General features: G+C 46.4%; 12 protein-coding genes and 1 pseudogene. 3 read left to right on the top strand and 10 right to left on the bottom strand.

Annotated elements, in window-relative coordinates:
- Window positions 1-5 precede the first annotated feature (5 nt).
- From IPJ02_12515 to IPJ02_12485, 7 genes and pseudogenes are all read right to left on the bottom strand, one after another.
- Window positions 6-1,123, bottom strand: a pseudogene (locus IPJ02_12515) (ABC transporter permease).
- Complete coding sequence (locus IPJ02_12510; GenBank protein ID MBK7376344.1) at window positions 1,120-2,226, bottom strand: ABC transporter permease; 1,107 nt, start codon at window positions 2,224-2,226, stop codon at window positions 1,120-1,122. The pseudogene IPJ02_12515 and the gene IPJ02_12510 overlap by 4 nt, the downstream one beginning before the upstream one ends.
- 5 nt (window positions 2,227-2,231) lie before the next feature.
- Entirely contained in the window at window positions 2,232-2,975 is a 744-nt protein-coding gene (locus IPJ02_12505; protein MBK7376343.1) for an ABC transporter ATP-binding protein, read from the bottom strand.
- Between the two features lie 11 nt (window positions 2,976-2,986).
- On the bottom strand, window positions 2,987-3,907 hold the full coding sequence (locus tag IPJ02_12500; protein ID MBK7376342.1) for an ABC transporter ATP-binding protein: 921 nt from the start codon (window positions 3,905-3,907) through the stop codon (window positions 2,987-2,989).
- A 10-nt stretch (window positions 3,908-3,917) separates the two neighbouring features.
- Complete coding sequence (locus IPJ02_12495; protein ID MBK7376341.1) at window positions 3,918-4,901, bottom strand: HlyD family efflux transporter periplasmic adaptor subunit; 984 nt, start codon at window positions 4,899-4,901, stop codon at window positions 3,918-3,920.
- A gap of 20 nt (window positions 4,902-4,921) precedes the next feature.
- Entirely contained in the window at window positions 4,922-6,193 is a 1,272-nt protein-coding gene (locus tag IPJ02_12490) for a TolC family protein (GenBank protein ID MBK7376340.1), read from the bottom strand.
- 26 nt (window positions 6,194-6,219) lie between these two features.
- A complete protein-coding gene (locus tag IPJ02_12485) occupies window positions 6,220-6,831 on the bottom strand; it encodes a TetR/AcrR family transcriptional regulator (protein ID MBK7376339.1) in 612 nt (203 codons plus the stop codon).
- A 176-nt stretch (window positions 6,832-7,007) separates the two neighbouring features.
- Here IPJ02_12485 and IPJ02_12480 point away from each other — a divergent pair, with 176 nt between their 5' ends.
- Both IPJ02_12480 and IPJ02_12475 read left to right on the top strand, forming a co-directional pair.
- Window positions 7,008-7,769, top strand: coding sequence for an NYN domain-containing protein (locus IPJ02_12480; protein ID MBK7376338.1), 762 nt, complete (start codon window positions 7,008-7,010; stop codon window positions 7,767-7,769).
- A gap of 125 nt (window positions 7,770-7,894) precedes the next feature.
- Window positions 7,895-8,206, top strand: a complete 312-nt coding sequence (locus tag IPJ02_12475) for a hypothetical protein (GenBank protein MBK7376337.1) — start codon at window positions 7,895-7,897, stop codon at window positions 8,204-8,206.
- A 100-nt stretch (window positions 8,207-8,306) separates the two neighbouring features.
- Here the strand turns inward: IPJ02_12475 and IPJ02_12470 are convergent, their stop codons facing one another.
- Together IPJ02_12470 and IPJ02_12465 are read right to left on the bottom strand one after the other, a co-directional pair.
- Window positions 8,307-9,896: a hypothetical protein gene (locus IPJ02_12470; GenBank protein MBK7376336.1), complete on the bottom strand. Its 1,590-nt coding sequence runs from the start codon at window positions 9,894-9,896 to the stop codon at window positions 8,307-8,309.
- Between the two features lie 53 nt (window positions 9,897-9,949).
- Window positions 9,950-11,119, bottom strand: coding sequence for a class I SAM-dependent RNA methyltransferase (locus IPJ02_12465; protein ID MBK7376335.1), 1,170 nt, complete (start codon window positions 11,117-11,119; stop codon window positions 9,950-9,952).
- A gap of 161 nt (window positions 11,120-11,280) precedes the next feature.
- Between IPJ02_12465 and IPJ02_12460 the strand changes: the two genes are divergently transcribed.
- The gene (locus IPJ02_12460; protein ID MBK7376334.1) at window positions 11,281-12,477 is read left to right on the top strand and encodes a pyridoxal phosphate-dependent aminotransferase; all 1,197 of its coding nucleotides are present in this window, start codon (window positions 11,281-11,283) and stop codon (window positions 12,475-12,477) included.
- Between the two features lie 70 nt (window positions 12,478-12,547).
- Here IPJ02_12460 and IPJ02_12455 read toward each other — a convergent pair whose 3' ends face one another.
- On the bottom strand, window positions 12,548-13,447 hold the full coding sequence (locus tag IPJ02_12455) for an S-adenosyl-l-methionine hydroxide adenosyltransferase family protein (protein ID MBK7376333.1): 900 nt from the start codon (window positions 13,445-13,447) through the stop codon (window positions 12,548-12,550).
- Between the last annotated feature and the right edge of the window lie 43 nt (window positions 13,448-13,490).

Here is a 13,490-nt window from a genome sequence, read left to right as displayed (position 1 = left end):
CCGTGTTACGATCTTTTCCGGTAGTTCATAACCGCCCAGGTATTGAAGAAGATACCCAGTCCCAGCACAGAAAAGAACTGCAGCTTCACATCAGCAAAACTGCTGCCCTTCAGGATGATCATCCGGGCTACTTCAATAAAATAGGCAACGGGATTTATTTTGGTGATCCATTTTGCCCACTCAGGCATGCTTTCAATAGGGGTATATAAACCGCCCAGCAGCATGAACAGCATCATTACAAAAAAACTTACAAAAGTTGCCTGCGTCTGTGTTTCGGCATACGTGGATATCAGTAAACCCACTCCCAGCAGGGTAAAGAGGAATACCATTCCAAAAAGATATATCAAGGCAATGCTGCCAACAGGAATGATTCCGTAAAATAACCAGGATACCAGTAAACCCAGCGTAAGGGTCACAAGGCCCAGGATCCAAAACGGGATGAGTTTTCCTAAAATAAACTCCAATCTGGTTATGGGAGAAACATTGATCTGTTCAATGGTCCCGATCTCTTTTTCATGAACTATGTTCAGGGCTGCCATAATGCTGCCGATCAGTGTAAGCAGGGTCACGAGTATGCCCGGCACCATGAAGAATTTGTAATTCATGGTGGGATTATACCAGTTGCCCGATGTGATCTCAATGGCTGGTTGTGCATTGAAGCGGGGGAAATTTATCCACTGCATCTGCACTTCCGAATTAAACTCCCGGATGATGTTGGCCGCATAGGCACCGCCCAGGTTTGCCTTGGTACCGTTCACCGCATTTACCGCTATCAGCATGCTGGCTTTACTCTCTTTAACCAGGTCCTTTTCAAAACCGGCAGGATCTCTATAATAAGATCTGCCTTATCCTGTTCAACCGACTCCATAGCTTTATCGTAAGAAGGAGAATAGTCAGTAAGTTTAAAATAACCCGACCCGGTTATCTTATTGATGAATTTCTGCGAATAGGATGAATGATCATGATCCACTACCGACAACAACACATTCTTCACTTCGTAATTGGCGGCAAAGGGAAATACCAGCAACTGCACCACGGGCATCACCAGCACCATGCGCAGGATGGCGGGGTTCCGGAATACCTGGCGGAATTCTTTTTCCAGTATGACCAGCAGTCTTTTCATGCCAGGCGTGTTTTAAATTTTTTAAAGCTGATGCCCAGGAGCAATAAGGTCATGCCCACCAGTACCAGCGATTCCTTCCATACGACTGAGAATCCAAGTCCTTTTATCATCACATCCTTCACGATATGAAAGAACCATTTGGAGGGTACGATATTGGAAATGATCCGCAACGGCAAGGGCATACTTTCGATCGGGAACATGAATCCTCCCAGCAACAGCGTTGGCAACAACAGGGCCATAAGGGAGAACATCTGTGCCTCCTGCTGTGTCTTGGTCAGGGTAGATATCATCAGTCCCAGTGAAACAGCGGTAATGATGAACAACAACGATTCGGCCATTAATAAGAACAGGCTGCCGTTGATGGGTACTTCCAGGAGGGTTACACTCACCAGCAGGATCGTTGAAACATTTACCAGCGACAGGAATATATAAGGAATGGCCTTGCTTAAAATGAACAACAGCGGCTTCAAGGGTGATACCAATAATACCTCCATCGTATTGATCTCCTTTTCCCGTACGATGGCCACCGAGGTCATCATGGCAGCAATGAGTATCAGTATCATCGCCATCACACCCGGTACAAAATTATAAGCGCCCTTCAGCTGCGGGTTATACAGCATCCTGATCTCGGGCCTGATCATGTACGGGACCTGTACCTGTGTATTCAGTTCTTTCTGGTAATCGCCGATCACATTGGATGCATAGTTTGTTACCGTGGTGGCCGTGTTCGGATCAGATGCATCGGCGATCAGTTGAACCTGCGCATGGTTGGTATGCAGCAACGATCCCCGGAACCCGGGCTGGAAAACAACCACCAGTCTTATCTTACCGGTCTTAAACGCCGTTTCAATATCCTGCCTTGTGTTCAGATACATGGCAACATTAAAATACCGGCTTGCATCCAGCCGCTGGATGATGGTGCGGCTTGATTCATCCTTTGCGTTATCCAGCACGGCAATATGGCTGTTCTTGATCTCATTGGTAAGGGCAAATCCAAACAGGATGATCTGAACAATGGGCATCATGACGATGATGAGCAGCGATTTCCGGTCGCGGAAAATGTGACGGAATTCTTTCTTTACGAATATGATAAATTGTTTCATCTTTTTTAATCTGCTGTGCGTTTTGCTCCCCTTGCCAGTTGCAGGAATACTTCATCCATGGATGCTGCTTTGAATGTTGTTTTCAGGTTACGGGGTGTATCCAGTGCCTCGATCTTCCCATCCACCATGATGGAGACCCGGTTGCAATACTCCGCTTCATCCATATAATGGGTGGTCACAAAAACGGTGATGCCTTTTTCAGCGGCCTCGTAGATCAGGTTCCAGAATTCACGCCTTGTCACCGGGTCCACACCGCCGGTGGGTTCATCCAGGAAAACGATCTTTGGTTCATGAAGGATGGCTACTGAGAATGCCAGCTTCTGTTTCCAGCCAAGCGGCAGGGATCTTACCAGGCTGTTCTCTTCGTGGGTCATCTGCAATTTTTCCAGCAGCAAGCCCATCTTCTGTTTTATGACCGGCCTGCTTATTCCGTAAATGCCAGCATAAAAACGGATATTCTCTTTAACGGTCAGGTCCTCGTATAAAGAGAATTTCTGACTCATGTAGCCAATGTTCTGTTTGATGTGTTCCGTCTGCCTGTACACATCAAACCCGGCTACGCTGGCTGAACCGGAAGAAGGAAGCAGTAACCCGCAAAGCATGCGCATGGCAGTGGTTTTACCGGCACCATTGGCACCCAGGAATCCAAATATCTCTCCCTTCTCCACCTCAAAGGAGACCTGGTTGGTGGCAATAAAGTCACCAAATTTTTTTGTGAGCTTATCAACTTTTATAACGGTCTCCTTCATGATAGTTTTAATTATTGCTGCATCAACTGCATAAAGCAATCCTCAATATTTGGCTGTGTTCTTTTAATATCGATATTCTTATGCTGATGTTCACGCAGGTAACTCAGAATTTCATTTTCATTACTGTCATCATTTTTTAAGACCAGGTGATGGTATTCGCCGAAACTGTTGCAGCTTTCTGTGCTCTCATAGCGTTTCAGGTCATTCAGCAGGCGGTACATTTCCTGCGAACGTACAGCCCAGAGCGGTTTACTGAATTTACTGATGATATTTCCCGGGGTATCAATACTCATGATCCTTCCCATCTGCATCAATGCCACCCGGTCGCACATCGCTGCTTCATCCATATAGGGTGTGGAAACCAGGATGGTGATGCCCTGCTTCTTCAGGTCTTTCAACATTTCCCAGAATTCTTTTCTCGAAACAGCATCCACACCCGTGGTAGGTTCATCCAGGAATAAAACAGAAGGTTTGTGAATGAGGGCACAGCACAGGGCCAGCTTCTGCTTCATACCACCGGATAATTTTCCGGTACGCCGGTCTTTGAACGGTTCTATCTGCACATAAATATTCTTCACCAGTTCATAATTTGCCGCGATGCTGGTATTAAAAATACTGGCAAAGAATTCCAGGTTCTCTTCCACGGTCAGGTCCTGGTACAGCGAAAATTTTCCGGGCATATACCCAACCCGGTGGCGGATCTCTTTGTATTCCTTTACCAAATCAGATCCATCAACGCCTGCAGTACCACTGTCGGCGGGCAACAAGGTGGTCAATATCCGGAACAGGGAGGTCTTACCGGCCCCATCCGGGCCGATGATACCAAACAGCTCTCCTTTTTCAACCGTAAAAGAAACTTCATCAAGCGCTTTTACTGTTTCTTTTTTTGAGCCATAGGTCTTTACAATATTATTTACCGTAACTGCATTCATTATCTCATTTTTAAAAAACCACTTCGCCATACATCCCGATCTTCAGGTAGCCATCATTCTTCACATTTATCTTAACCGCATACACCAGGTTGGCACGTTCTTCTTTTGTTTGAATGGTTTTTGGTGTGAATTCCGCCTTATCTGATATCCAGGAAATGGTACCGGGCAGTTCCCTGTATTTTCCCTTCCCGTCATCCACTTTTACTTTTACGGGCTGGTTCAGTTTAACCTGCGCCAGCTGATCGCCGGTGATGTAGGCACGCAGTTTCATCGTGGACAGGTCAGCGATCCTGTACAGGGCTTTGCCGGTGACGGTAAATTCATTTTGCCGGGCGTATTTGGTAAGCACTGTACCTGCAACCGGGTTCCTGATCGTTGTCTTGTCAAGCTGGTCCTGTATCTGGGCAACCCTTTTTTCCATAGGGATCTTCTCACTCAATATCCCCCTGTTCTGAATGGCCACGGAACGGCGTTGCGAACTGACCTGGCTTTGCAGCACATGCAACTGTGTTTTGCCCGCTACGATCTTTTCTTTCAGCACATTTACCTGCCCGTTGATATCATCCAGTTGTTTGGCAGGCACTGCATCGGCAGCAACCAGTTTCTGAAAACGCTGCTGTTCTTTTTGCAACACCCGTAACTGCTCTTCATCTACGGCAATTTGTTTTGTCTGCAGCAACATCTGCGACTCCAGTATGTTAACCTGCGGCTCAGCATCATTGGTTCGTTGCTGCAATGCTTCTACAGAAGAGGAGGCCTGTTCCTTTTGCAATTCAATGGCGGTTGGGTCTATCTTTCCAACAACCGAGTCCTTTGCCAGGCTGGCTCCTTCCTCAATATTCAATTGCAGGATCTTCCCGGTGGCCTCTGCCGAAACGATCACTTCATCCGCTTCAAAAGTTCCGGAAGCATCGTAATTGCCGTTCCCGTTGTTACAGGAAACAAAGCTCATGATGGCAAGCGGTGTGAGCAGTTTTTTAAAAATTGATTTCATAAAATTGTATTTGACGTATTTTATTTACCAAGAATGAGTTTGTAATTGTATTGCGACTGCAGCCATTGTATCTCATGCAGCTTCTGCGTAAGCATGGCCTGGCTCTCGGCATTCAGTTCGGTGATGTAATCGCTGGAAGTGATAATGCCGTTGGCCAGGCGGAAGGAAGCATTCTCTTTTATCTTTGTCCGCAGGGCAACGATCTCTGCATCCGTTGCCACCAGTTGCTTGTATTTTTCCACCTCATTTTTTTGCTGAACAAGCAATTGCCGGTTGTTGTTCAGAAAATTTTCTTTCTGCCTCTCAACGATCTGTTCCTGTATCTTAATGACCCGTTGATCACGCTGCTTCGTGAATTGTCCGGTAATAGGAATGCTCAACCTCACGCCGCCGGTATAGAACCACTGGAATTCGTTCTTCAGCATGTTCAGGCCTGGTTTCCCGTATCCTCCATTTGCAAAGAATGAGAACCTGGGATTTGACCTTGCACCGATCAGTTTCGATTGCAACTGAAACTGCTGCTTTTGAAAGTCGAATAATTTCAATTCGGGGCGATCTGAAACTGCCTCATCTGTATTGGCAGCGCCAGCTGGTTTTACAAACGATGTACTTTCAGCGATCGCTGTACCGGTAAGTATTTCCAGCATTTGTATGGCGGCTTTCCGGGCAGCGTTGTATTCAATGATCTTTTGCGATGTTTTCAACAGTTCTGCCTTCAATACGTCTACGTTACTGTTTGTAGCAATACCATTTGCTGCCTGTGCAGTTAGCTTTTTGATGTTATTATCCAGGTCGTCCTTTACCAGGTTCATCACCCGGATATTCTCTTCCATCAATATAGCGGTAAAGAAATACCCGTTCACTTTTGATCTAAGCTGGAACAGGTCTACTTCCACCCGCTGGCTTTCCACATTGGTGGTTGCATGCTGCAGTTTTTTCTGTGTGCTGATGACACCTCCGTCGTAAACCGGCTGCAGAATATCAAGCGTTCCTTTGTATTGGTCTTTACTCAATTCTTCAACGGTTACATTGGGCAACTTTGCCGGGAAAGATGTAACAGCCGATTGATAAGTTGCCTGTGCATTCAGGTCAACCTGCGGCAGCCATTTGAGGTTCTGGTTCTTCTCGGCCATATTTCCGGCACGGATGGTAAGTGCCTTTTGCTCGGCCAGCGGAGAAACGGTGGATGCCAGTGTATAACACTGCTCCAGCGTGAGTACTGGTTTATCCTGGGCCATCAGCCGGTCAGCAGCAAACAACAAACAGGAAATAATTATGTGTTTTATCTTCATAAAATGTCTTTATTGATTTAAAAAGATCATGCTTTAATGGCGCTGATGATGAATTGGGCTACCTCTGTTTTTCGCCTCTGGATCATGGTCATGTATGTTTTTTCATCCATCTGCATCAGCGCCTTGATCATGGGCCGGGCGATGAAGGGGAAGATGCACATGGACTGAATATTGATGAAAAGCTGCTCGGCCGTTATCTTCCGGATTGTTCCTTTTTTTATTTCGGAATTGATCTGTTTTTGAAAAACGATCAGCACTTTCTCCACCGGTATTCTTTTAAGCCGCTTCAATAACACATCCGGGTTCCGGCTCATCTCATTCAATACAAAATTGGGCAGGCCGGGGAACTGGCTCAGGCGCTCAATGTCGAGCGATACAATACTTTCAATTTTTTCAAACAGGGGCAGGTCGGAAGCAACGATGGTAGCCAGGCTGGAGAACAGGTTACTGAATTCCTGTTCAAACACCAGGTTGAACAGGTTATCCTTCGAAGTAAAATAATAATGCACCAGCGCCTTGTTAAAGCCGGCCTGGTCAGCAATATCCTGCATCCGGGCTCCCGTCAGCCCCTTCTGTATGAATATCTTCCGGGCTGTCTGCAGGATCACCTGTTCCGTATTCTTGTCTTTCTTTTTCATTTTTTAACCATTTGGTTAATTATGCAAAACTAACCCGGTTTTCTTAAAATCCAAATTAAATTTAACCAAATGGTTAATTTTTACGGATGAACTGTGGTTCGGTGAGATGAGTTGCCTTTACAGGCCTCACTCCGGCAGGTTGCGGAAAAAAGAGTTATATTGTGTATAATCATTTTATGGAAATACAAAAAGATATACGGCTTGCGGTCCTGATAGACGCCGACAATGTGCCTTACAGCAATGTAAAGGGCGTGATGGAAGAAATTGCCAAGTACGGCACCCCCACGTTTAAAAGGATCTATGGAGACTGGACAAGGCCCACCGTCTCGGGCTGGAAGAATGTGCTGCTGGAAAATGCCATCACCCCCATCCAGCAATACAGTTATACCAGCGGGAAGAATTCCAGCGACAGCGCCCTCATCATTGATGCCATGGACATTCTCTATTCCGGCAAAGTGGACGGGTTCTGTATCATCAGCAGCGACAGTGATTTCACCCGCCTGGCACTGCGATTGAGAGAAGCCGGTATGAAAGTTTATGGCATCGGGCAGAAGAAGACGCCCAACCCGTTCATCGTGGCCTGCGACAAATTCATTTACATGGAGATCATCCCGGCCTTTGAAGCAGAAGAAAAAAATACAGTAAAAACGAAGACCAGTAAACCTGCTCCCAGGGCTTCGGTTGATAAGCTCAGTAAGGAGACAATCAAATTGATCGCTGCCAGCATTGATGACCTGGCCGATGAGAACGGATGGGCGTTCCTGGGTGATGTGGGCAACCTGCTGCTGAAAAAACAGCCCAATTTTGATCCCCGGAATTACGGGTTTCAGAAACTAACACCCCTCATTAAATCAATCCCCCAGATCGAGATCGATAAGAAAGAAACGGACAAAGCAGGGATAAAGCTGGTGTATATACGGAACAGGGTAAGATCATAAATCCAGGATTCAAGATGCCAGATAAGTTTATTCGGGATCGTAGAGTTGTTCTTTCCTATGCAGCATCTTGTATCCGGCATCCTGCATCTCGTATCCCGCATCTTAACCTTCTAAATAAAATCACCATGTACAACTGTGTATGGACCATCGACATTGTTTTCGGTAAACAAAAAGAAGCGCTCGACATCATCAAAGCCTGGGGCGCCGAAAAATTCAGATCATCACATTTTAAAAATTCAGTGAACCGGTTGAGTGTGGGGCATATCGGCGAATCACCTTCACATATCGTAGACGAATATCTTTTCGAATCCCTGGCTGATTTTGAAAAAGCATTGAGCGAAATGGGGCAGCCGCAGTTCAAACAATACAGCGATGCCATAGCCCCCTATATTGTTCCTGCATCACAAAAATGGACGGTGTTCCGGATGATCAGTTGAACATGGATTGTTGTACTTTGAATATTCATTGGGCTAAGAAATGTTCAATAATCAATTCCTGATTTTCAATTGGTCCTTCTATTTTTGAACCCGGTAATCATCAATCGATCTTTCCTACGGTCCAGTTCGTTCCATCGGAAATAGCAATAACCGTTTTGCCTGATGCGGCACCAGCCATTGAATAGTAAGCACCGGGGGCAAGACAGGCACCACTGCCCGGGCAGATCAAACCAGCCACACTTCCAAGCTGTGCCGCAACAGTATTATCGGTATTCCGTATATAATAGATGCGGCCGGCACAATTTAAAGGATTTGGCAATTGATAATGATCCCCCCCGGAAGGGCTTAGTGATAAAAATGATTTTTGCGTACTGATCACAGTTGGTGAACCGATCGTACCACCAGTAATATTTGAAGAAACCCCTACTGCAAGCGTTCCATCCACCTGTAACGTACTTGTAGGCGGCAACGAAGTGGCAATGCCTACTTCCCCGGAAGAAGCAATGATCATCCGCAGAATATCGTTGGCGCCAAATTCAATGTCGGCATTCTGGTAATTCCATACCCTTCCTGTGTTGCCAATGCCGTTATCTTTTAAGCCGGTATAAAATCCGTTGGAGGACGAAGGCAGCGAAGTATTGGTGACCATTACACCCGGAAGAAGAGCGCCCGTTCTGTCGATGATATGCAATTTTGCAATGGGACTGGTAGAGCCTATCCCGACTCCGTCACCGGTGATCCGCATTTTTTCGCCAAGCGTAAAATCGCCTCCCAGGCCAAAACGCAAAGAATAGCCGGGCGGAAATGAGGAGCCATCACCAAAATTCCAGAAAGAAGCCGTACTTAAAACCGTATTGTTATCATACCCTACAAACAGCCCCCGTTCGCAAGCATTGCTGTTTGCAGGGGTATTCAACCGTATCCCGTTCCGGATGCATGGAAAAACAGCTGCTATACCCAGCCGCATGTCTAAATTGTATTGCGGGTCTGTTTCACCCAATCCCTGGAAGGCGGCAGTGGTAAACCGGACTATTTCGGTATTGTTAAGTCCCAGTTTAAGATTTTGTGCACCCGATAAATTGTTTCCATAATTCCAGATGGAAGCATCCGCAATGGAAAGATTATTATCAAGTCCCATAAAAAAACCATTATCGCAGCCATTGCTGAAACCGGGCGGCTTAAGGCGTATACCATTGCGTGTACAGGGATTTACAGCAGCGGTACCCAGTGCGATATCCATATTGTATTGCGGATTGATCTCGCCGTAACCCCAAAAACCCGAGTTGGAACTGATGCGTCCAAATTCAAAACTGTTTGCCGCAAAACGGAGATCGGTGCCGTTATTGGTACCCAGATAGCTGGAGGCCGTGGCATTGCTGTTGCCGGTGATCAGCCATTCCTCCGGGGTAACACTGTTGGCCAACCACGCCCAGTTGCTGCCACTGTAATAATGGAAACCAACACTATCAGGCGCTGTTTGAAAGATCAACAACCCTGTGGCGGGTGAACCGATCGCAATTTTCTCTGTCTTCGTCATCCGTGGAATGAGCAGGCCCCTGGTAGTACTTTTTACATCCAGCAGGGCGCTTCCATGGGCCGTACTTCCATCGGTATTCACGGCCAATGATTGTGCATTGGAATCATTGTTGCACAATAAGGTTATGGCAACCATTATAGTTATCTTCTTCATGAGATATGATTTTGAAATGGGAATTGATAAATAAAGTTAAATAAATAAGCGCATTATTTATCTGATCGCTTTGTACCGCTGTACAATTCGTATTCGAACAACCGGCAATCAATTTTACTTGTATAGAATTCAATACGCCGGTTTGGCTTGAGGCCGATCTTTTTTGCCAGTTCTAAATTGCCGGTAAAAATATAACCGAAGTAACCCTTGCATTTCTTCTTTAAAAAATCACCAATGCGTTTATATGTGATCTCCAGTTCAGCTTCCACACCCAGGCGGTCGCCATATTCAGGGTTGAAATAAACAACACCTTTCCCTTCTTCAGGTACATTTGTCTCTTCAAAATCACAAACAGCAAATTCAATATATTCCTCCACACCTGCTATGCCCGCATTGATCTTCGAAATATTCACCGCGTCTTCGCTGATATCCGTGGCAATGATCTTTAATCCCGGCACTTCTGTAACCTGCTGCTCCAGTTCTTTAAATGCAGCATCATAGATCCTTTCATTATACCCTGCCAGGTGCATGAATGCATAATTAAAACGAAGCAGACCCGGTTTACGGTTGGTGGCAAGCAGAGCTGCTTCAATGGCCACCGTACCGGAACCACACATGGGATTTACAAAAACGGAATGCCTGTCCCATTTGGTTGCCAGCAAGGTTGCTGCTGCCAATGATTCCAGCATGGGCGCCTTGCCGGGGATCTTTCGGTAACCGTGCTTGGATAATGTTTCCCCGGATGTATCTATGAAAATCTCTGCCAGCGATTCCTTCCAGTACAAATGAATGACCGTTTTATCCAGCTCGGGTCCTGAGTTAGGGCGTTCGCCGGTCTTATTCCGGAACCTGTCTACGATCGCATCCTTCACTTTTACATTGGCGAATAAGGAATTGTTGATGGTATCATTGCTTACATTGCTACTGATGGAAAAATATCCATCCCGTTCCAGGATATCTTCCCATGGAAAATCGAGCAATGCCTTATACAGGTCATCTGCATTATCGGCCCGGAATTCTTTTAAGGAAAACAATACCTGGCTGGCACAACGCAGGTTCAGGTTCAGCCGGATACAGTCAACCAGTGTGCCCTTTAATTCCACCCCGGTCTTAAAGACCCGTTCGGGTTTGTATCCAAGCTCCGCTACTTCCATTTGCAGGTAAGAAGAAAGACGGTTACTGCAGGTAACGATAATGCGGCTGGGGGTTATGAAACTGGGCATGTGCAAAAGTAAGAATTTGAGGTTTGAAGTTTGTGGTTTGTGGTTTGAAGAGCTCAATGACCAGTTACCAGTATCCGGTATCTGGTATCCGGTATCTGGTATCCGGTTTCCGGCATCCGGCATCCTGCTTCCTGTATCGGCTTTCATCTTATATTTGCACCATGCTAACAGTAAGTAACCGCGGAATGCAGATGCCTGCTTCCCCCATCCGAAAATTGGTTCCGTATGCCGAAGCCGCAAAGCGCAAGGGCACAAAAGTATACCACCTCAACATTGGCCAGCCGGATATTGAAACACCAAAAATGGTGCTGGATGCCGTACGCCATTCTGATTTTAAGGTGCTGGAATACAGTCACAGCGCCGGCAATGAAAGCTACCGCAAAAAATTAGTGCAATATTATAAGAAAGTGGGCATCGACGTTACACATGAACAGATCATCATTACCACCGGTGGCAGTGAAGCCATCATCTTTGGCTTTATGGCCTGTATGGATGCCGGGGATGAAGTGATCATTCCCGAACCTTTTTATGCCAACTACAATGGCTTTGCCGTGGAAGCCGATGTGGTTGTAAAACCTATTACGTCTTCCATTGAAACAGGTTTTGCATTACCACCCATTGCTGATTTTGAAAAAGTGATCACGCCGAAGACGAAGGCCATTGTTATCTGTAATCCCAATAACCCCACCGGTTATTTATACAGTGCTGCAGAGATGGAAGTGCTGAAGCAGCTCATCATCAAACACAACCTGTATTTATTTGCCGATGAAGCCTATCGTGAATTCTGCTATGAAGGAAAACATACCAGCGCCATGCATTTAACGGGTGTTGATGATCATGTGGTGCTGATGGACACCATCAGCAAACGCTACAGCGCCTGCGGCGGACGCATTGGGGCCTTTGTCACCAGGAACAAAGCGCTGCTGGATACCACGATGAAATTTGCACAGGCAAGGTTAAGCCCCCCGTCATTTGCACAGATACTGGGCGAAGCGGCGGTTGACCTTCCTGATAATTATTTTGATACCGCCAAGGCAGAATACAAACTGCGCCGTGATACCATTGTAACGAGATTAAATAAGATACCCGGTGTCTTTTGTCCTAACCCCGGCGGCGCTTTTTATGCCATGGCCAAATTGCCCATTGATGATTCGGATAAATTCTGCCAATGGCTGCTGGAATCCTTTAACTACAACAACCAGACCGTGATGCTGGCACCTGCCACCGGCTTTTACAGCACACCCGGATTGGGCAAGCAGGAAGTACGGCTGGCCTATGTGATCAATGTAACGGCTATCAATGCAGCAATGGATTGTTTGGAGAAGGCGCTGGAGGAGTATCCGGGGAGGACGATTTGATGATTTGGTGATTTGAAGATTTACTAATGAGAAAAAGATTCATTGTTCATCATACCTTGTTTCTTGTTCATTATTTTCGTATCTCCACCCTCCACTCACTCCCGCTATACACTTTATGCACTTCAGAAAAATTTCCCATGTTCAGCGCAAAGGAAACCTGCAATAAACTGTTCAGGTAGATCAATGGCTTTCCTTTAGCCACGCCGCCAAAGGTCTCGCTGTAAGGCATGATCCCTTCGTATCTCTTTATATTGTTCCGGTAGATCAGTACCCGCAGCTTATCGCCAACCTTCACATTCAATTTATTGAAAAGCTCCGCCGGGATATTTGTCCAGATATTCCCATACTGCACATCCAGGATGGCAATGGTGCCTTTGATCCTGTTGCCGGTCAGCTCCGCTTTTTGAAAGGGGATCTTCACCACCTCTTTCTGCAATGCCGGGCCCACCTGCTCAAAGCGGATGCTTCCCGCTGCTAATCGTGCAGCTGTGTATGCATACACATCCCGCCCGTGAAATGTATAGGACCTCTCTGAATTCTTCCGGCGGTTCACCGCTTCATCGATCTCTCTTATCTCAGCAATACCGAGGGTTTCAGCAATTAAGGTCAGGGTGCCATTATCGGGTGTGACAATGAAATGCCCCGAGTTTGTTTTCAGTACAACGGACCTGCGGTCTGTTCCCACCCCGGGATCGACCACCGAAACGAACACCGTACCTGCGGGCCAGTAAGGAACGGTTTGCTCAAGCCGGTATGCTGCTTCCCATACATTGTATGCCGGGATCTCATGCGTAATGTCATATAATTTCAGATCCGGTGAAACGCCCATAGCCACCCCCTTCATGGCAGATACGGCGCCGTCCTTCAACCCGAAATCAGACTGGAAGACAACGATCTTGTTCTGGGCTGATAAGCATTTGATGAAAGCCAGGATAAAAAAAGAGAGAAGGAGTGTTGTATATTTTTTCATAACCCTGCTTTGAAATGAATAAAGGCATTCGTGTGAATGCCTT

The sequence above is a fragment of the Chitinophagaceae bacterium genome, assembly GCA_016710165.1.
In the GTDB taxonomy this organism is placed as follows: domain Bacteria; phylum Bacteroidota; class Bacteroidia; order Chitinophagales; family Chitinophagaceae; genus Ferruginibacter.
The sequence above is the reverse complement of the archived record's forward strand: the minus strand, read 5'-3'. Positions and strand labels throughout refer to the sequence as shown.